The sequence below is a fragment of the Hirschia sp. genome (genome assembly GCF_058892565.1).
In genome coordinates, this window is the sequence record NZ_JBZXVU010000017.1 from 51,822 (window position 1) to 70,972 (window position 19,151).

Here is a 19,151-nt window from a genome sequence, read left to right on the forward strand (position 1 = left end):
GAGATCCCGTTCAAAATGGGACTATCTTATCCGCTTGCTAACGACGCTCGTTCTGCTCTCTTCTCAGACGACAATAAATTTTGCTCGACGCAGGCGCAAGCTTACAGCATTGCCAATGCCCGTGTTAGCCTTGTCACAGAATGGTTGAAACCAGAAAAAGACGCATTAGAAGACGCCCTTGATAAGGCAGATAAGGCGCGTGCGCAGGGCTTTGTGCACGTTTATGAAGACAAAGATGAAAACACTGTTTTTGCCATCACTTTTTGGAAAGTTATTTCCATCGAAGAGGCTGAGGCAGAAGATAAAAAGATCATCGCAGAAAAAGCGGCGCGAGCCGAAGAAAATACAGATGATGTCTATTTCACGCGCCCAGAAAAAAGACGCGAACGTTTTGGATTGAGCGTTCGAAAACCGCGTGTGCGTAAACCTGACCCTCGTCAATTGGATCTATTTCCAAAACCGGGCCGCCCTACTCCCGAAAACCCACCTAAGCCTCGCGTTAAAGAGTAGAAAGGCGACCTATTTCGCCGCCTTTCAACCCTGCTAATATGCACTAATTTGCAAGCTTGCTTTCTAGCTCTTCAATGCGCTTACCTTGTTCAATCACGTAAAGCGTTAGCTCTTCGATCTTTGCGAGCAAAACTGCGTTCATTGCGTTTAAATCAACACCGTCTCTTTGCATGTCTTGTGCGGATGGCACACCCGGCAAATGCCCTTGAGATGCGATGAAACCTTCAACATCAGCAAGATTTGGAAGCGCGTAATCAGCCTGAAAAACATGGTCTGCGGTCGCGACATATGATCCATTGATTTTTATGCACGCATCATTTGCGTCAAGATGGATAATCGTGTTCCCTGCAGCATCAAGCAAAGCCAAATCACCGCTGGCACCATTGCCGCCAAATACGCCATTCCCGTTTCCACCATCGAGATGGACAGACTGAAGACCGGAAACACCAAGCAGAACAACATCACCTTGTGAACCGGATCCACCTAGAGTGATATTTCCGTTTCCACCGTCAATATGGACTGTCTGACCACCTTCAGTGTGAAGGAGTGTAACATCTCCTTCAGACCCGTTTCCGCCCAATGTGATATTGCCATTCCCGCCATCAACATGAACTGTTTGACCGCCTGTCGCATTCAAACCAATGACATCCCCTTGGGAACCATTACCGCCCAGCGTAATATTACCTTGAGCGCCATCTAAATGGAGGCGCGTTAGATTGTCATGGCTTTTAAGCGCGATATCGCCTCCCGCGCCATTGCCACCTATGAAAATGTTAGCTGCACCACCATCAATATGCATACGCAAATTGCCTTGATCGCAATACATGCCGATATCACCATTATGGCCATGACCGCCAAGGCGTAGATTTGCATCTCCGCCATCGAGGTGAATTGTATCAAGACCAGCTTCGTCACGCAGAATAATGTCTCCAGATGCATTCCCGCCGCCAAGGGCTAGATTTGCAGTTTCTGAATTGAGCGCGCCAGTGTCTATGCCAGCCGAATTATAGAGGCATATTTTGCCGTCGTTTTGATTGATATTACCCATGATATAAGTCCCTTCCCTTTGAATGATACAAAGAAAAATAGGCCTAAAATCATGTCAATTCGACGGCAGTCTCATGAAGATAATTTAACGCGGTGCGCGCTTGGCTAAAATGCGCTGCAAAGTCCTGCGATGCATATTCAGACGTCTAGCTGTTTCAGACACGTTGTGATCACACAATTCATATACGCGTTGAATATGTTCCCAGCGCACACGATCAGCTGACATCGGATTTTCAGGCGGCTCAGGTTTATTACCAGCCTTTGTCAGAAGTGCTTTAATCACATCATCAATATCAACGGGTTTTGAGAGATAATCCACTGCACCCGCTTTTACCGCCGCGACCGCCGTTGCGATAGCGCCATAACCCGTCAGAATAACAGCGCGGGCGTCTTCTTTATGCTCATGAAGTGTCTGCACGACATCCAATCCAGAACCATCTTCCAACCGCAGATCCAACACAGCAAATGCTGGTGGATTTAAACGCGCAACATCTTTGGCTTCAGCCACTGTGCCGCAAGCAGAAACCGTAAAACCACGTTGGGTCAAAGCACGCGCTAACCGACCTCGAAATGGTGCATCATCATCCAGCACCAATAGGGATTTATCTTCCAAAGCAGCAATTACTTCATCTGGCTTGAATTCAGCGTCCATTATGTTCATTCCTGTATCCCCTGCCGAGCTAAGGCACTTTCCACAAGCCATACAATCAGGGGTATTTTACTTGATTCTAAACTAAAGCGTTGGAACAGCAATGCAAGCCCTGACAACCACTTGATTTTCGTATCTTATTCTTCTGACCATCCAGGTGCAGCTCGAATTGTATTTAACATCCATGAAATTCTGACAACCGCCCCTTTTGCAGGTGCTCTGCGATTATAGGGTTTCATGCGTGCACCCGTTCTTTCCAGCAATGTTCGCGCGATAAAGAAGCCAAGTCCCATACCGCCGCCAATCTGGTTCTCGCCTCTCTGAGACAAGTATGGCTCACCAAGTTTTGGTAAGACTGTTGAAGAAAAGCCCGGCCCATCATCAATAATATAAATGCGAAGTTCTTCTTCTGACCAACGCGCGGCAACTTGCACTTCTTTTTCTGCAAAACTGACAGCATTTTCGACAAACGCACCCAAAGCATGGATAATCTCAGGCCGCCTACGTATTTCTGGTGGAAACATTTTTTCACCTGCAAAGCCTTCAAGAGGTTCACTTGATAGTTGAATATCAATGCCAAGGCCGGCATGTGGATCGGATATTTCCTTGATCAGGGCTAAGACCGGTAGTTTGGCATGTGCCGCATCACTCGCCTCTCCCCGTCTTGAGATTTGGCGGAGGATATTGCGGCAACGCTCTGCTTGTTCGGCGATCAAAGCAACATCTTCATATGTTTCGCTTTTCTCGTCAGTGGCACGTTGGAGCTCTTTGGCAACTAAGTGAATTGTTGCAAGAGGAGTTCCCAATTCATGCGCTGTTGCAGCTGACAATGCACCAAGCGCGGACAAGCGCTGCTCTTTGGCCAACACTTCTTCCGCCGCTTCAAGCGCACGCACGAGGCGGGCCTCATCTCGTCCTGTTCGCCAAGATGAGACAGCAAAGAAGGTCAACCCAATTGCCACGCTTGCAAACAACCCCCAGCGATATGTTGAAGGTAGACTAAGTGTCTCTCCTTCTATCCATGGCAATGGCACGGATATCAGAGACAATATCCCCAGACACACAAGCCCCAAACCTAATAGCAGCAAAGCATACCCTGGCCTTAACCTTGAAGCAGCCACCGTTACCGGCGCAACAATCATAAAAGAGAAAGGATTATCCAATCCACCGGTTAGACCAATCAAAGTTGTCAACTGAACAACATCAAAAGCGGACTGAAGCGCCGTTTCTTTTTGACTGGCTAGACGTTGCGCAGGATGAAGCGCAGTCAAAACGACATTCACCCATGCTGATGCTGAAATAACAGCAAGACATCCTGACAGTGGCAGATCATATCCCAAGCCATAATACACAAATAAAACAGCAAATACCTGACCGACAACAGCAATCCAACGCAAGCTGACAAGCGTGCGGACACGTGTGCGCCCAAATACAGATCCAACCCCCGCTAGCCCCTCAGGCGCGAGGTCAATTAATGGGGTGATGTCATTGGCACGTTCATTGGCTGCTGAATTATCTGTTTGAGTCATGGCATGCACAGTCGTTTTAGAATCGAATTTCTCAAGTGTGACTTAAACGCCTATTGCTACTGGAGGCAAACGCTTCATATTGCCTCCATGAAAAAATCTCTTCTGACTTCAGCCCTTGCGGTCACTTTGCTAGTAAGTGCTTGCGGGCCTAACAATAATAGTTCTTCCGCAGGTTCGTCAGGTGGAGGATCCACTTGCGCGTCGCGAGCTTATGAAAATATAGGTGGTCCGATTTCACTGGTTGATCATACAGGCACGCCAGTGACGCAAGAGGATTACAAAGGCAAAGAAACTCTAGTCTATTTTGGCTTCACAAATTGCCCCGATGTTTGCCCCTTCACATTATCCGTAGTTGGGGCCGCTATGGACCTTCTGCCAGCAGACGTCGAAAAGCCTAGAACTCTTCTTATTTCTGTTGACCCTGAACAAGATACACCTGAAGCGCTGGCACAATATGTAGAAAGCAATGGGTTTCCAGACGAATTAATCGGACTTACTGGCACGCCAGAAGCGATCAAAGCGGCAGCCGATGAATTTAAAACCAGTTACAAACGAATAGACGCGCCCGACAGCACAATGGGCTATACAATGGACCATCTCTCTATTCTCTATCTCATGGATAAAGATTGGAAATTGAAGACATTTTTTACGTCAGAAGCAGCACCTAAAGATGTGGCCGGATGTATTACTGAACTAGCCGACAACTAAAATTAAACCCAAACGAAAATATAAAAAAAGGGCCAGAAGCATGATGTGCTTATGGCCCTTATCTATTTAAATTTAAAAGATTTATTTCGCTGTAGCAGAAAAGCCAAGCGCTTCAACAGTCATCTTGCTTGGGTCTTCAAAATCTCCAACTGAAATAGGTGCTTCAGGGTCTAACTTGATCGTCAAAGTTCCTGAATTTTCAATAAAGGCTGTCAAAGCATTCACTGTTTGGTTCACCAATTCCATGTCAGCACCAGACTGGCTTGCTTGCATAGTGCCCATAGCCAACATACCTGTTGCCATGCTCTTTACTTGCGCAGCTTCCATGCCCTGCATGTCTGCGGCAACTTTAAATGCACGATCCAGAATAGATTTATCTTCTAGTGAGATTTCAAGATCAGATAATTTTACTTTATTAAAAGCATCCATATCTGGGCTATCACCATCACCAGACACCATGCCTTTTAAGGCTTCTAAGAGGTTATAAGCACCACCATTGAAAGAAAGAGCGAAGGCATCTTTAAAGTCCAATGAATAGTCAGTGTAGCGTGTTTCATCTGTCTCAGGGTCGTAAGATGCTTTCGCTTCAATAGACATTTCCAGATCAGAGTAATCCATCATTGCCAAAGCCTGAGCCACTTGCGCACCAAGTTGACCACCGTCTGCATCAGCTGATAATTTCATAACAGTTTTAGGGCTTACAACACCTGTTGCCACGCCATCGCTGTTACGCACAACTTTGGTCGCTGATTTTGGCATAGTAAAGCTTAGGCCAGATACGCTTAAGGAAAGATCCTCTACAATGCTTTGGTCAAAGCCTTGATCAATCGGGCTGGTGTAATTCTTCATCATAGCTGAATTTACACCAGCTAATTTTTCTGGATCGGAGCCAGCTTCAGCAAATTCATCAAAAATAGCTGTTTGCAAATTAGAAAGGCTCATTGTGCCGAGGTTTAAGCTACCAACAATCGGGAAATCGCCTGCTTCTGGAATGTCAAAATCAATTTTGATATCTGAGAAAAGTGTTTGTCCGGCAATCGCATCAGCCAAGGATGCCATTGAAAGCTCGCCGATTGTTGCTGAAACAGTCCCCTCTTCATCATCTGGGGTCGCAACAACAGAAAGATTACTTAAAGAGAGACGATCAAACGCCCATTCACTGAACGGCGCAATGTCTTCAGGCTCTTCACCTTGAATCAGAGCGGCGAAAAATTTAGATGCGGCTGCATTTGGCTCAACGATAGAAATATCACCAATAGAAAGGTTCACGCCCTCTTCTTCATCAGCAAGAGATAAATCCGCCAAGACAAGACGATCAAATGACGGGCCTTCATCTGTCATATTGAGGCCATCAAAAGTCATTGTCTTCGCAATCAAAGCAGGGCCATCTTCGTCCTTGGGCTTGATGGAAACATCTTTAAATACAGCGCCACCCTTGCCAGTTGAACTATCAGCAAAACTGATCAGATTGTTCGCTTCGCCATCGAGTTTCAATGCCGCTAGAACTTCGGCTGTTTGACCATAATCTTTGGCTTTAAAGTCCAGCTTAGGCAGCTTGACCTCTTCAATTTTCATGGAGTCTAGAGATTTCTCAACTGCTGCAACGGATTTGGATTTTGGGTCATCATCAGCACCACAGGCTGCCAACAGCGCAATCGCACTCGCACCAATCATAAAATGTCTCATATCTGTTCCTCAATACGTGCTTGCGCCCACCCACGGACGACTGTTAATCCCATACCATGGATACTAAGCCCACACACCGTGTCAATCTTATGGCCAATAATGGTCAAACTATCGAGATTCGTCTTGATATAAATTCCCGCGCGCGCCGTATTTCATTGAAAATAGATTCTAAAAACCGAGAAGCAGTCGCTATTTCACCCGGCCCCAAATACAAAAAAGCAACATTAAAATTTGCACAGGAACGCGTGGATTGGATTTGTGAACGCCTTAATGAACTTCCAAATCAACAATTATTGGAAGTGGGGCATTTTGCGCCTCTGCGCGGAGAAAATCACCTCATTCAAACAGCCATAAAAGGCCGTACCGTCTTCATCGATGATTCTACCAAGCCACCTAAACTTATGGTGCCCGGCCGCTCTGACCTTACGCCGGCAAAAGTGGTTGGATTTCTCAAAGCAGCCGCAAGAGCAGATTTGACACGGCGTGTAAATGTGCATGCGCAAACACTTGGCGTTCAACCGGCTAGTATTTCGATAAAAGACACCCGCACGAGATGGGGGTCTTGTTCTTCTAAAAACAATCTCAATTTTTCATGGCGACTCGTTTGCGCGCCGCCTTATGTCCTAGATTATGTCGCCGCCCATGAATGCGCACACCTTCTGGAGATGAACCATTCGGCGAAATTCTGGGCACATGTGGCGCGATGCATTCCAGACGTTCAACCAGCCAAACAATGGTTGAACGCACATGGCCGCGCATTGCATGCTATTGGCTAACTAAACTGCCGGACCATCATTAGGCGAGATTTGGTTCTTTACTTTACCAAGTAAACTACGCTTTTTAGATTGCGCCTTTGAACCATCTAACACTGCATCTCCGTCAGATTCTTTAGATTGTTCTTCTGGCTCTGATTTTTTCTCAGTCTCTTCCACTGTGCGCTCTGGGCCAAAGCTTATGATAGTCACACCAGCGCCGCCTTTTGCGGACCGATCAGGACCAAGGAAAACAAGACTACCATCTGTACGCAATTCAGCTAACAAATCAGCCTCTGGCCGACGTGCTTTCAGGTTTTCTAGCGTAAAGCCTTCAGTCAGTGTCGTTTTGGTGAAAGTCCAGCCCCGATAGGTATCACGAATAAGCGCATCATATGTACGGCCCTTACCACCTAAAATCTGGCCACGCGCAGATAGGTTGATAGCTCTTGGGTTGTCGTCCTCAATATCTTGTGTCGCCAATTGGAAGGCGTGATTGCGCCCTAGCTCTGGTCCGAAATGACTACACACTAGCGCGTTATAAGGATCAATTGCAGACACTGCGACGACGCTGTCAAATTTGGAGTGGTCTAGCTGCAATTCAGCTTCTTCAGAAATCACTTCACCATAATACCGGTCTAGATTCGCCTGACGAGCACCGCGCAATCGACCATAATTGGAATCAGCCAATATCACATCGGCACCGGCTTCTCCCAAACATTTGGCAAACCCGACACTCCAAGGCGTCGAACCAACAATCAAAGTTCCCGGTCTTTTTGTTCGAATAAGTCCCAACCAGCTCGCAATCGGTTTGATTGTAAACCCGTGCAAGACAACAGTTGTGATTGCCATCGCGAAAGCAAGTGTGGTTAGACGCTCTGCATCTGGGTATCCTGCCGCCACCATTCTTTCAGCAAAGAAGCCAGAGATAGCAACAGCCACAATACCGCGAGGCGCTATCCACCCGATCAAGGCTGATTCTTTGGGCTCCAATGCCCCAAGCGTTGTCAGACCTGCTGAAATTGGGCGAACAATAAATAGCATACAGAATAAGAAAGCGAATGTTGGGAAATTAAACGCAGAAGCAATGTCTTCTGGTTTCAGATTTGCCGTCAGGATGACAAACACCCCTGAAATCAACAATACCGCGATATTCTCTTTGAAACGTCGAACTTCTTGTAAGCTTGCAAATTTGGCGTTTGCCATCGCCATACCAAACACTGTGACCGCGACAAGTCCGGTTTCGTGTTCAATGAGTTCAGCGAATGAATAACAGGCAATAACTGCCGACAATAATATCGGGGCTTTGAGGTATTCAGGCGTCCAACCACGACGGAAAGCGTGGACCAAACCATATCCAAAAGCCACCCCCAAAGCACCAGCGATAACTGCAGTAAAGAAAATCCACCCAGCAGCATAGAGGGGGTTTTCACCTGCGCTCAAAACGCGCAGAGCTTCATAAACAATCACAGCCAGCAATGCACCGACAGGGTCATTCACGATACCTTCCCATTTCAGGGTGGAACCAACTTTCCCCCCCAATTTGGACTGACGCAATAATGGCATGATTACTGTGGGGCCTGTCACCACCAGAATACCGGCAAACAAAATAGCCACCGGCCAAGAAAGCCCTGCTGCATAGTGGGCAGCAAGCGTGCCTAGCCCCCACGCAATAGGCGTACCGATAAACACCAATCGCATTACCGCACGACCTGCTTCCCGCAATTCATGGAAACGCAGATTCAATCCGCCTTCAAACAAGATAACTGCAACGGCCAATGAAACAATCGGACCTAAAAGGCTGCTTGTTTTCTCGCCATGTGCTCCCTCTCCACCCGATGCAAAGACTTGGGAAGGATTTAGCAAGGGTTCACCGAAAATCCATGCCCAAAACGGGCCGACGAATAGTCCGGCAACACTCATCAAGACAATTGCAGGTGCCTGAAGACGCCAAGCTAGCCATTGCGCACCAATACCGAGCACACCGATAATGGCGACGGCGAGGATTAAGTTATCATGCATATATTAAACGCCCCTCAGGCGGCAAATCAAGAAACTGGAGTGTTGACAATAATGTCCGGTGCTAATCCATCACCCGCAACATGCTCATCTGAAAAGTCAAATCCGATACTACGCGAACTATAATCACCGTCTCGATAAAGCTCTATCTTTTCATCTAACCAATGCACGATGTGATCAAACAGCTTTTGATAAAATTCTTGATGATCATCATCTGTGAACGGCAGATCAAACTTGTGAGATTCTCCATCTACAATGGAAACTTCGAAAAAGTCACCTTTTTTTGAACAAATAAGTGACATCCTCAACCAATCGGTGCCCCGTGTCACGCGCACAGCCAAACCAAAAGCAATTGGTCCGATATGGCGGAAGCCGCGCGGAGGCATGGAAAATGCTGCATCCCCATATTCTTTCGGTTGGAACGGGCCTTGAGCAGGAACTAAATGCACACAAACCCCATCTGTAGATGCTAAATATTTGCAAAAACCTGACTGTATTCCATTTGCAATACGACGCACACGATCATAGTTTTCTTTGGCTAACTCCTGATATTCACCAGCGCGCTCTATCAGGATTTCAAACTTTGTTGCATCTTTGGTTTTTGTCATTTTATTCTCTTTAGAAAAAGATTTTCTGCTCATGAAGAACTATAATAATAGATGTAAAACAATCAGTTAAATTGAAATAACATCCATTGCACGCCCATTTGGATCAATTTGGCAGTTTATATACTAAGAGTCACGGACAATGGGCAATGGTCTGAAGATTTGGGACGCATCCACCCCACACCACCAAAGCGGTGCCCTTTATATCGATTTGCTCTCAATGGCTGCCCTGCCCTAACAATCCTCAGTCTTGCATCCTGGTTACGTGCAGCAAGAGAAGGAGACATAAATATATGGTCCAGTGCACCATAAACATCACCATGACTATAGTAATGCGTCCAGCGATTTAATGGAGATTTCTCAAGAGTGACACCTGCATCAATAGCAAACCCATCGCTGATTAAAGGCCCTAATCCGTGGTCAAAAAGCGTTGCACCATCTAGCTCGAAATAATCATTGAAATCTCCCAGCGCGATCCAGTTTTCTGCTTCAGGATCAGCAAAACGCTGCTCGATGAGTAAACGGACCGCCTTAGCTTCAGCCTCTCGTACCGGCTTGGTTTCTAATCGACCACCATGCATGGATTTGAAATGACACACAAACAGCGTGAGCGACTTACCCTCTTTTTCAACCTCTATTTCCAAACAATCGCGGCGAAAAATACGATCGTTTTCATGACAACCCAAAGGCGGCTTTATGTTTAAGTCTGCATAAGTTTTATCTGCATGACTTAATTTGCGTATGATTTTAACGCGCGACAAAACACCAACATCAATACCGCGTTGATCATTGCCTTCTACCAACGCCCTGTAAAAATAACCTTTTTTAAGCCAACGCCGTAGATACCGATTGTGAAATGCCGTTAAAGTGACAAGGTTTTCAACCTCCTGCAAACAGCAAATATCTGCCTGAGAAGCCGATAAGGCTTGCGCCGTCAAAGTGCGATCATCTTCAGATAAGACATTAAAAAGCTCATCAATTTGATTGGCTTTTTCTGAATCATCAATCAACGTGATTTTGTTTCCAAGGTCGGGAATGGTTTGCGTTGAAAAATCACACCGCATCATCAAATTTTCGCAGTTAAACGTCGTCACTGAAATTTGTGTCATATGCGATTACCTCACCAAAACAAGAGGATGCTAGATAAACATATTTACACAAAAGAAAAGGCCGGAGCAGAATGCTCCGGCCTTTCCTATTATTTTTGATGGAAATGAGACCTAGAAGTCTACAGTCGCACCAAAGAAGACATAACGTCCAAGGGCGTCATAAACCTGCGGGAATGTGTTTCCGTTACCGAAACCAGATCCAACAGATGAAGACAATGGTGGCTCATCGTCAAGAACGTTATTGATACCAGCACGAAGGCTAGTGTTTTCAAACACGTTGTATGTAGCGTTCACGTCAAGATAGTTTTGAGCATCTAGTGGTTGAGCACCAGATTCTAGTTCTACCTCACCGAAGTGACGCCATGTGATACCAGCTGTCACGTTCCAAGGTGTTTCCCATGATGCACCAGCAATGTGGCGGTATTCAGGGTTGGAAGTTCCGTGACGACCACCGTAGTAACCTACGCTGTCATATGGCACTGATGTAGGAAGTTCTTGCGTTGTTAAGTCTTGCAAGATTGTTGCTGTGTAATCCATTGTCATTGATCCGAATGTACCAATATCGAATGAATAAGCTGCGTTCACATCAAAACCAGATGTTGATAGCTCACCAGTGTTTACGTTTGTCGCTGTAATGAAGCCAGTTGTACCAGCCCACAATGTTCCACCATCACCACGATTAACAAGGCTACAGAAGAAAGCATCACCATTATCGAGACACTCGTTCAGGGCAGTTTCTGGGTTCACAGTATCAATGTAGTCTTCAACATTAATATCAAAATAGTCTACAGACAGTGTTAGACCGTCAATGAATGTTGGTTCAAACACAAAACCAATTGTGAATGTTTCTGAAACCTCAGGATCAAGTTCTAAGTTACCACCAGTAAGCTGGTTGAACTGACCTGCTGGGTTATCAGCAATAAGACCGTATTGAGCGGCACTTACACCAGTGTTCGCACACTGAGCAGCAGTAGCAGCTGGGTTAGTACCTGAACACGGGTCATAATAGCTTGCGCCATCTGGACCTTGCTCAGTCAAGTCAAACAAACCAAGACCTTGAGCATCATACAACTCAAAGATATTCGCAGTACGTGCAGCTTGTTGGTAAGAAGCACGGAAGCGGATGTCTTCAACTGGCGCGTAGTCGAATCCGACTTTGTATGTGTCAGTTGTTGCATCTGGTGTTGTGTAGTCAGAGTAACGGTAAGCAAACTCAAGACCAAGGTCATAAATACCAGGTCTGTCTTGTACCAATGGTACATTCAACTCACCAAAGAATTCGTATGATTCAGTTGAACCAGAGATCGGTGTAGTTGCCCCACCTTGACCGTAACCATCTCCAGATTGGAAACCAGCGTCAGGAGTGAATGCCAAAGAGTTACGACGGTATTCAACACCGGCAGCAAATCCAAGACCTTCAGAAGCAGTCGGAACTTTCATACCGTGCTGACCAAGGTCACCGGAAATAGTCGCCACAATATTTTGTGCATCTGTGCTACCATTAGACAATAGCGGGCTAACAACATATCCTAGTGCAGCTTCTGAAGGGCCGGCAGCTGAGAAGATGTCGTAAGGCACACATGCGCCATCATCGTTTGACGTGTCTGCATCAGCGTTTACCGCACACACGATGTTACCTTCACCATCATCCACAGCATTAAGCGCTTTAGCGACTTTAGCTTTAGATAATTCATTCAGATAAGACTGAGACAAGCTAACACGAGCAAATGATGCGAACACATCGTAATTCAAGCCAGTGTCTGCGATTTCACCACGTGTACCAACCACACCACGGAATGTTTGGTGTGTCAGGTCATCCGTACGGTTACCACCTTCAACGTTACGACGAAGAATTAGAACACCAGTAGCTGTATCATCAGCTGTTAAACCTTGACTAGCACAGAGGTATTGGAATTGTTGGTCTGACAAGAATGCGTTGTTACAGTTGATGCCACCAGCATCACCAGCAATACCACCACCGAACACACCAGATGGTGCGATCTGGGCGAATGTGCGGTTATGCATGAATGAAAGTTCTGTATAAACTTCAACATTTTTGTTGAATTCATAGTGACCATTCACACCAAAAGAGTAACGCTCATCCGGACGTTGGTAATAGTTGTACGGGTTGTAGTTGAAGCTTCCTGAAGAACCATCACTAAACACACCATCTTGCACACCAAACAAGCTAGGAAGACCACCTGGGTTAGCATCACCGCGTACTGGAATGTTTCCTGTACCTAGAACAAGGAAGTTTGCATCAAGGTTAGTTGCAGATCCACCACATCCGTATGGACCAGAACCTGTCAAAGCACAGTTTGAATAGTCACGTTGACCTTGGTTTACAGCTTCCACATTACGGTATGATGCGTAAGCAGTAATGTTACCATTACCGTTATCAGAGTTCACACCCATGATCGCAGTAATATCGTATGCTGTACCATCAGTTGTGCTGCCGCTAGGTGCATCATAACCGTTTGCAGCATTCAATTCCTGCATAGTTGTGTTGTTGTTGTTGTGTTGGAAGAAAGAATAGTTTGAATCGATGCGAACACCTTCAAAGTCATCTTTCATAATGAAGTTAACAACACCGGCGATCGCATCAGAACCATAAACCGCTGACGCACCACCCGTAAGAACATCTACACGCTCGATTAGAGCAGCAGGAATTTGGTTCAAGTCAGCAGCAGCCAATTGAGGAGAACCGTAAGGCATACGGCGACCGTTCATAAGCACCAATGTACGGTTAGCACCCAAACCACGAAGGTTTACTGTCGCTGTACCTGAAGAACCGTTAGACACAGCTGAACCTTGCCCAGCAAATGCTTGTGGCAAAGTGTTCACAATATCCTCAACGCGCACAACACCACGTGTTGTGATTTCGCCAGCACCAATGTTCGTTACTGGGCTAGTTCCAATAAGATTTTGTTGCGGAATACGTGAACCAGTTACAACAATCGTTTGTTGAACAGAAGCATCTTCTGCTGTTTCAGCGACTGTCTCAACATCTTGAGCAAGCACAACAGGCGCACTGAATACAGCCAAACCAGCCAAAATGGTTGAGCGGATCAGACCGCTTTTTAAGTTCTTATTAGTCATTCGGACCCCCGAATTAGAGAATTACAACAGTTCGGAGCCCTTCCATAATGATTTTGCCCAATCAATTTGAAACCTCTGGCCCGCGAACTTGCATACTAAACAAGTCTACTGTCACAAAATCGTCAATTGATTTAGATGAAACAACGCCAAAATAACGGCCTTTCCACCCAGCATGAGACAAAATTGCAACAATCAGGCCTTGTTTACACCGTAACGCAACAAATTTTGCTCAATTCCAGCCGATAGGTGACTGTATATTGTGCACACTGAATTTGTTGCAAATCAGGCAATATGCCAAATCGGGGTAGACTTTAACCAATTACCTTGGGCAAAATAACACTTTTTGTGCAAAAATATATTCAAAAATACATCAAAGTGCGAATGTTGCCACATCACAATGTAGCAACACCCTTTGAACTAAACGTCCACCTCAGCCTCTAGAGCATTTTCTTGGATAAACTCACGACGTGGCTCAACCACATCTCCCATTAGTTTGGTAAACATTTCATCCGCTGTATCAGCATGCTCAACCCGAACCTGAAGCAGAGAACGCGCATTCCTATCGAGTGTTGTTTCCCATAATTGATCGGGGTTCATTTCCCCCAATCCTTTATAGCGTTGTATTTTAATACCCTTAGCACCCGACTTTAATACTGCGCCCAAAAGCGATAATGGGCCAAATACTTCTACTTCGCCACCTTTCTCGTGACGAAGTCTTCCGGATTCACGGAATATAGAAGACATTTCTTTCCCGCGCTCAGACAGTCTTTTTGCATCAGGTAATGCCAGTAAAGTCGCATCCAATGCAGCGCGCTCCATGACATTACGCACTTCACGCTCAAGCACCAAACCACCGTTTTCAAATTTGGCTGTCCACGTATTCTCACCTTCTTCTGCAAGGATGTTCAGACGTTCAGCCGTCAATTTAGCCTCAGCATCTCCAGCACCTTCAGCCATAGCACCAGCGATAGCTGCTTGCTCAAGAATGAAGGCTGGCGCACGAAGTGCCAATCTTGATAAGGTATGCTTAAATGCAGCTGCATCGCGAACACGCTCACGCAAATCCTCACCACCAATTTGCTCACCCGTGCTCAAGATGAGCGTCTCGCCGGATGTCCCCTCTTCAATCAAGAACGCATCCATCTCAGCATCATCTTTCAGATAACGCGATGACCGCCCTTTCTCTGCTTTATACAAAGGCGGCTGGGCAATAAATAAATGACCACGTTCAATGAGTTCCGGCATTTGGCGATAGAAGAATGTCAGCAAAAGCGTTCTAATGTGCGCACCATCAACATCCGCATCGGTCATGATGATAATTTTGTGGTAACGCAGCTTGTCTGGCTGAAAACCTTCATTCGGATTTTCTTCTGAACGACGACCAATGCTCGCGCCAAGCGCAGTGATAAGTGTCCCCACCTGATCAGATCCGAGCATGCGGTCAAATCGCGCACGCTCAACGTTCAAAATCTTACCGCGCAGTGGCAAGACAGCTTGGTTTTCACGGTTTCGCCCCTGCTTTGCAGATCCACCCGCTGAATCTCCCTCCACAATAAAGAGTTCAGACTTAGCTGGGTCTTTTTCCTGACAATCAGCAAGCTTGCCCGGCAAGGAAGTAATATCCAAAGCCGTTTTCCGGCGTGCCAAATCGCGCGCACGCCGCATCGCTTCACGCGCAGCAGCAGCTTGCACAATTTTTTGCATGATGATTTTGGCTTCATTCGGGTTTTCTTCAAACCATGTCGAAAGCGCCTCGGTCATCAGATTATCAACAACTGGCCGCACTTCTGAAGAGACAAGCTTGTCTTTCGTTTGTGAAGAGAATTTCGGGTCCGGCACTTTTACCGACAACACACAAGTCAGACCTTCACGTGCATCATCACCAGAAATATCGACCTTCTCTTTTTTAGCTACACCCGTCGATTGAGCATATTTATTGATGACGCGAGTTAAAGCTGCTCGGAAACCGGCAAGGTGCGTACCACCATCACGCTGTGGGATATTGTTTGTAAAACACAGAACATTCTCGTGATATCCATCATTCCACTGAAGCGCCGCATCAACAGTCATACCGTCTTTTTCAGCGCGCGCTTGAATAGCTTCCGGAAGAACATTCGTGCGCGATTTATCGAGGTGCTCAACAAATGCGACAACGCCGCCCTCATATTCAAGAATAGTCTCGATAGGCTCTGCTGGTCTCTCATCCCGGAAAACGATTTTCACACCAGAGTTCAAGAATGCAAGCTCACGCAAACGGTGCTCAAGCGTTTCCCGCTTAAACTCCACCATTGTAAACGTGTCTGTTGATGGCAAGAAACGCACTTCTGTTCCCGTCTCAGGGCGCGTGCCATCCGGACGCATTGGAGCATCACCAACAATTTCAAGCGGCGCATCAGAGACACCATGCGTAAAGCGCATAGAATATCGTTTGCCATTACGGTTGATCGACAATTGCAACCACTCAGAAAGAGCGTTCACAACAGACACACCCACACCGTGCAATCCACCAGAAACTTTATAAGAGTTGTCGTCAAACTTACCACCCGCGTGAAGCTGGGTCATAATCACCTCAGCGGCAGATATACCTTCGGTTGGGTGTAGATCAACGGGTACACCGCGACCATTATCTGAAATAGACGCAGATCCATCTGGATGAAGTGTCACAGTCACATAATCAGCGTGGCCAGCTAATGCTTCATCAATAGCATTGTCCACAACCTCATAGATCATGTGGTGAAGACCAGACCCATCATCTGTATCCCCGATATACATACCCGGACGCTTACGAACAGCTTCAAGCCCTTTAAGGACCTTAATCGATCCGGCACCATATTCGGCGTTCTGTGTTGGTTCAGTCATGTCGAGGACCTCCGCCCATATCAATATTCATTCCGCAGCAAAGCTGCACGCAATTAGACGCTCAGTTCAAACCTTGATCACTTGGCCATTCTCGACGCAAAAACGTTGCGCACGATCACCAAATGCATCAAACAAGGCAGCGTCTGTTCCCGTCAGCCAAGCCTGACCGCCAAGCGCGGCCAATTCGTCATACAAAGCAGCCCGCCTAACCGAATCAAGGTGGGCCGCAGCTTCATCTAACAATAGCAAAGGATTGGGGGCAAAGTCGCCCTCTAAAAGTGCTTTTGCATTTGCTAGTATCATTCCCATAAGGAGCGCTTTTTGCTCTCCTGTCGAGCACTGAGCCGCAGGAAGTTGTTTTGGACGGTGAACAACCTGCAAATCACTGCGATGAACACCTGTAAGTGTCCTTCCAGCAACAGAATCACGCGCCCGACCCACCTTCAGCGAATCAGATATTGCCCCCTCAATAGCCGCTTGCGAATCACCTTGCAAAGCCATTGCTTCAAACTTACCTGCAATTGATAAATCAGCCTTAGGGAAATGCCCCTCTGGACGCGCATCTATTGCAGCCTGAATACGTTTGAGCGCCGTTGCCCGATTAACAGCAATTGCCGCTCCAGCCTCTGCTAACCGCGCCTCCAGCGCATCCAACCAAGATGCATCCATACGCCCCTGCTCAAAAAGAGCATTTCGTTCGCGCATGGCCTTCTCATAAGCGGCAGATGCACTTCCATGCGCGGGGACATGTGCAAGCACCTGCCGGTCGTAAAATTTACGCCTGTCGCCGGCTGGTCCTGCGAAAACGCGATCCATAGCCGGGGTCAACCATACCACACGAACAAGTTCGGCTAAGTTTGTCTGGCTAACAGGCGCATCATCTAGCTTTGCGACACGTCTGGTGCGCCCATCGGGAGAAACATCCAAACCAACAGATATCTGCCTATCCAGCCCCGCATCATCCATACGTGCCGATATTGCCCAACCACCAACCACACTCTCCCCCGCTTCTACGCGCACAAGAGAAGGCAAAGATGCAGCTCTCAACCCTTTACCGGGGCCAAGCATAGACACCGCTTCGAGCAAGTTTGTTTTTCCAGCACCATTTGCACCAAACAAACAGACAGGTCTGGCATCCATCTCAAGGACGGTGGAAGCATGATTTCTGAAATTATGAAGTGCCAGACGCTGTATCGTCAGCCCCTGAGGAGACACAAACGCCTCCTCATCGGTAATATCTGACACGGCATCAACCATCAGTATGTTCTAATCAAACACGCAACGGCATCAACACATATTGCGCACCCTGATCAGCCAGATCAGTCACACGCGCAGAAGATGCGCTGTCATTTAGCTCAAAGCGAATTTCGTCGCCTTCAATCTGTTGCGTCACATCAAGCAAATAGCGTGCGTTGAAACCAATTTCCATTGGTTCATCACTGTATTGCGCTTCTAACTCTTCAACACCCTGCCCAGTTTCAGCATTTGAAACCTGAAGAACAAGCTTGTCGTTTTCTAAAGTCAGTTTCACAGAACGCGAACGTTCAGCGGATACAGTCGCAACACGGTCAACAGCGCTTTTAAACTCTGAATTCTTCAAAACAAGAATCTTGCTGTTGGATTGAGGAATAACCCGAGAGTAATCAGGGAAAGATCCATCAATCAATTTAGACGTGATAACAGCATCACCCACTTTAACGACGATTTTAGACTCAGAGGTAGAAACACTCACATCACTATCTTGCGCGGCATCATCTAAAAGACGACGAATTTCAGCAATTGCTTTGCGCGGGATAATAATGCCAGGAAGCGTTTCAGCGCCTTTAGGTGCATCTGCTTCGGCCAACGCCAATCTGTGTCCATCGGTTGCAACTGTACGCAATTTCACAGCGCCGCCAACTTCTGTTCCGTGCATATATACACCATTCAGATAGTAACGTGTTTCTTCAGTAGAGATTGCAAATTTAGTTTTATCAATCAAACGACGAAAATCAGCGGCCGGAATCTCAAAAGAATTGGGAGCCTCTTCTTTAGACATGGTTTGAAAATCATCGGCTGGCAAAGTCGGCAACGCAAAACGCGAGCGACCAGATGTGATCGTCAGGCGACGCGTTTCAGTGTCCAAAAGCAACCCAATATCCGATCCATCTGGCAGCTTGCGAACAACATCAAACAAAGTTTGTGCTGGCGCAGTCACAGATCCAGGCTTTTCAATATGCGCGATCGTTGTATCGGATGCTTCCATATCCAAATCCGTCGCAGTCAACCTCAGGCTCGTGCCCTCTGCATCAATTAGCACGTTCGACAAAATAGGAATTGTGTTGCGGCGCTCCACAACATTTTGAACGTGGGAAAGTGCTTTCATCAAAGCACCGCGGTCGATTGTCAGCTTCATATGCAGTCACCTGCTTTGGATACGGCTTTTATATAATCAGAGAATTCCGATCATATGCGAACTCATGTGGATGCGGCCCGCCTTTGAAAGGACGGGCCGAAACCATATCTAGTTTTTTGTGTGAGGGAAGCCTCTAGATGCGTCAAGATTTAAAAATACGCACCTAAAATGCAATTCAGCCCAA

Annotated in this window: 14 protein-coding genes; 3 read left to right on the top strand and 11 right to left on the bottom strand. The window is 46.7% G+C overall.

The genetic code is table 11. The annotated features are described in order from the left end of the window. Nucleotides 1–15 precede the first annotated feature (15 nt). Nucleotides 16–510: a hypothetical protein gene (locus AC5EF3_RS07085; protein WP_493547532.1), complete on the top strand. Its 495-nt coding sequence runs from the start codon at nucleotides 16–18 to the stop codon at nucleotides 508–510. Between the two features lie 43 nt (nucleotides 511–553). On the opposite strand, the gene AC5EF3_RS07090 is transcribed toward AC5EF3_RS07085, so the two are convergent. The 3 genes from AC5EF3_RS07090 to AC5EF3_RS07100 all read right to left on the bottom strand — a co-directional run bounded on the left by AC5EF3_RS07090 (nucleotide 554) and on the right by AC5EF3_RS07100 (nucleotide 3,735). Further along, nucleotides 554–1,558, bottom strand: a complete 1,005-nt coding sequence (locus AC5EF3_RS07090) for a hypothetical protein (RefSeq protein ID WP_493547533.1) — start codon at nucleotides 1,556–1,558, stop codon at nucleotides 554–556. A gap of 84 nt (nucleotides 1,559–1,642) precedes the next feature. Then, nucleotides 1,643–2,209 carry an ActR/PrrA/RegA family redox response regulator transcription factor gene (locus AC5EF3_RS07095; protein ID WP_015828843.1) on the bottom strand — a complete coding sequence of 189 codons (567 nt, stop codon included), beginning with the start codon at nucleotides 2,207–2,209 and terminating at the stop codon, nucleotides 1,643–1,645. 134 nt (nucleotides 2,210–2,343) lie between these two features. Continuing rightward, nucleotides 2,344–3,735, bottom strand: a complete 1,392-nt coding sequence (locus AC5EF3_RS07100; RefSeq protein ID WP_493547534.1) for an ActS/PrrB/RegB family redox-sensitive histidine kinase — start codon at nucleotides 3,733–3,735, stop codon at nucleotides 2,344–2,346. Between the two features lie 87 nt (nucleotides 3,736–3,822). Here AC5EF3_RS07100 and AC5EF3_RS07105 point away from each other — a divergent pair, with 87 nt between their 5' ends. Continuing rightward, the gene (locus AC5EF3_RS07105; RefSeq protein ID WP_493547535.1) at nucleotides 3,823–4,443 is read left to right on the top strand and encodes an SCO family protein; all 621 of its coding nucleotides are present in this window, start codon (nucleotides 3,823–3,825) and stop codon (nucleotides 4,441–4,443) included. Nucleotides 4,444–4,524: 81 nt separating this feature from the next. Here AC5EF3_RS07105 and AC5EF3_RS07110 read toward each other — a convergent pair whose 3' ends face one another. Continuing rightward, a complete protein-coding gene (locus tag AC5EF3_RS07110; RefSeq protein ID WP_015828846.1) occupies nucleotides 4,525–6,129 on the bottom strand; it encodes an aq_1923 C-terminal domain in 1,605 nt (534 codons plus the stop codon). A gap of 56 nt (nucleotides 6,130–6,185) precedes the next feature. Here AC5EF3_RS07110 and AC5EF3_RS07115 point away from each other — a divergent pair, with 56 nt between their 5' ends. Beyond that, nucleotides 6,186–6,905 (top strand): M48 family metallopeptidase, encoded by a 720-nt coding sequence (locus AC5EF3_RS07115; RefSeq protein WP_493547536.1) that lies wholly within the window; start codon nucleotides 6,186–6,188, stop codon nucleotides 6,903–6,905. Here the strand turns inward: AC5EF3_RS07115 and AC5EF3_RS07120 are convergent, their stop codons facing one another. The 7 genes from AC5EF3_RS07120 to dnaN form a co-directional block, all read right to left on the bottom strand. Continuing rightward, nucleotides 6,906–8,903 (bottom strand): cation:proton antiporter, encoded by a 1,998-nt coding sequence (locus AC5EF3_RS07120; RefSeq protein ID WP_015828848.1) that lies wholly within the window; start codon nucleotides 8,901–8,903, stop codon nucleotides 6,906–6,908. A gap of 26 nt (nucleotides 8,904–8,929) precedes the next feature. Further along, nucleotides 8,930–9,508, bottom strand: a complete 579-nt coding sequence (locus tag AC5EF3_RS07125) for a hypothetical protein (protein WP_015828849.1) — start codon at nucleotides 9,506–9,508, stop codon at nucleotides 8,930–8,932. A gap of 116 nt (nucleotides 9,509–9,624) precedes the next feature. Continuing rightward, the gene (locus AC5EF3_RS07130) at nucleotides 9,625–10,614 is read right to left on the bottom strand and encodes an endonuclease/exonuclease/phosphatase family protein (protein WP_493547537.1); all 990 of its coding nucleotides are present in this window, start codon (nucleotides 10,612–10,614) and stop codon (nucleotides 9,625–9,627) included. A 111-nt stretch (nucleotides 10,615–10,725) separates the two neighbouring features. Further along, nucleotides 10,726–13,713, bottom strand: coding sequence for a TonB-dependent receptor plug domain-containing protein (locus AC5EF3_RS07135; RefSeq protein ID WP_493547538.1), 2,988 nt, complete (start codon nucleotides 13,711–13,713; stop codon nucleotides 10,726–10,728). A gap of 417 nt (nucleotides 13,714–14,130) precedes the next feature. Continuing rightward, a complete protein-coding gene (gyrB, locus tag AC5EF3_RS07140; RefSeq protein WP_493547539.1) occupies nucleotides 14,131–16,572 on the bottom strand; it encodes a DNA topoisomerase (ATP-hydrolyzing) subunit B in 2,442 nt (813 codons plus the stop codon). Between the two features lie 66 nt (nucleotides 16,573–16,638). Next, nucleotides 16,639–17,829 (bottom strand): DNA replication/repair protein RecF, encoded by a 1,191-nt coding sequence (gene recF, locus AC5EF3_RS07145; protein ID WP_493547540.1) that lies wholly within the window; start codon nucleotides 17,827–17,829, stop codon nucleotides 16,639–16,641. 13 nt (nucleotides 17,830–17,842) lie between these two features. Continuing rightward, nucleotides 17,843–18,967 carry a DNA polymerase III subunit beta gene (gene dnaN / locus AC5EF3_RS07150; RefSeq protein ID WP_015828855.1) on the bottom strand — a complete coding sequence of 375 codons (1,125 nt, stop codon included), beginning with the start codon at nucleotides 18,965–18,967 and terminating at the stop codon, nucleotides 17,843–17,845. Nucleotides 18,968–19,151 lie beyond the last annotated feature (184 nt).

Excerpts from the sequence above, each read along its gene's own strand:
- AC5EF3_RS07125 (WP_015828849.1), bottom strand. The coding sequence starts at position 9,508 with ATGACAAAAACCAAAGATGCAACAAAGTTTGAAATCCTGATAGAGCGC.
- AC5EF3_RS07090 (WP_493547533.1), bottom strand. The coding sequence starts at position 1,558 with ATGGGTAATATCAATCAAAACGACGGCAAAATATGCCTCTATAATTCG.
- AC5EF3_RS07120 (WP_015828848.1), bottom strand. The coding sequence starts at position 8,903 with ATGCATGATAACTTAATCCTCGCCGTCGCCATTATCGGTGTGCTCGGT.
- gyrB (WP_493547539.1), bottom strand. The coding sequence starts at position 16,572 with ATGACTGAACCAACACAGAACGCCGAATATGGTGCCGGATCGATTAAG.
- AC5EF3_RS07100 (WP_493547534.1), bottom strand. The coding sequence starts at position 3,735 with ATGACTCAAACAGATAATTCAGCAGCCAATGAACGTGCCAATGACATC.
- recF (WP_493547540.1), bottom strand. The coding sequence starts at position 17,829 with ATGGTTGATGCCGTGTCAGATATTACCGATGAGGAGGCGTTTGTGTCT.
- AC5EF3_RS07095 (WP_015828843.1), bottom strand. The coding sequence starts at position 2,209 with ATGGACGCTGAATTCAAGCCAGATGAAGTAATTGCTGCTTTGGAAGAT.
- AC5EF3_RS07110 (WP_015828846.1), bottom strand. The coding sequence starts at position 6,129 with ATGAGACATTTTATGATTGGTGCGAGTGCGATTGCGCTGTTGGCAGCC.
- AC5EF3_RS07115 (WP_493547536.1), top strand. The coding sequence starts at position 6,186 with ATGGATACTAAGCCCACACACCGTGTCAATCTTATGGCCAATAATGGT.
- dnaN (WP_015828855.1), bottom strand. The coding sequence starts at position 18,967 with ATGAAGCTGACAATCGACCGCGGTGCTTTGATGAAAGCACTTTCCCAC.
- AC5EF3_RS07085 (WP_493547532.1), top strand. The coding sequence starts at position 16 with ATGGGACTATCTTATCCGCTTGCTAACGACGCTCGTTCTGCTCTCTTC.
- AC5EF3_RS07135 (WP_493547538.1), bottom strand. The coding sequence starts at position 13,713 with ATGACTAATAAGAACTTAAAAAGCGGTCTGATCCGCTCAACCATTTTG.
- AC5EF3_RS07105 (WP_493547535.1), top strand. The coding sequence starts at position 3,823 with ATGAAAAAATCTCTTCTGACTTCAGCCCTTGCGGTCACTTTGCTAGTA.
- AC5EF3_RS07130 (WP_493547537.1), bottom strand. The coding sequence starts at position 10,614 with ATGACACAAATTTCAGTGACGACGTTTAACTGCGAAAATTTGATGATG.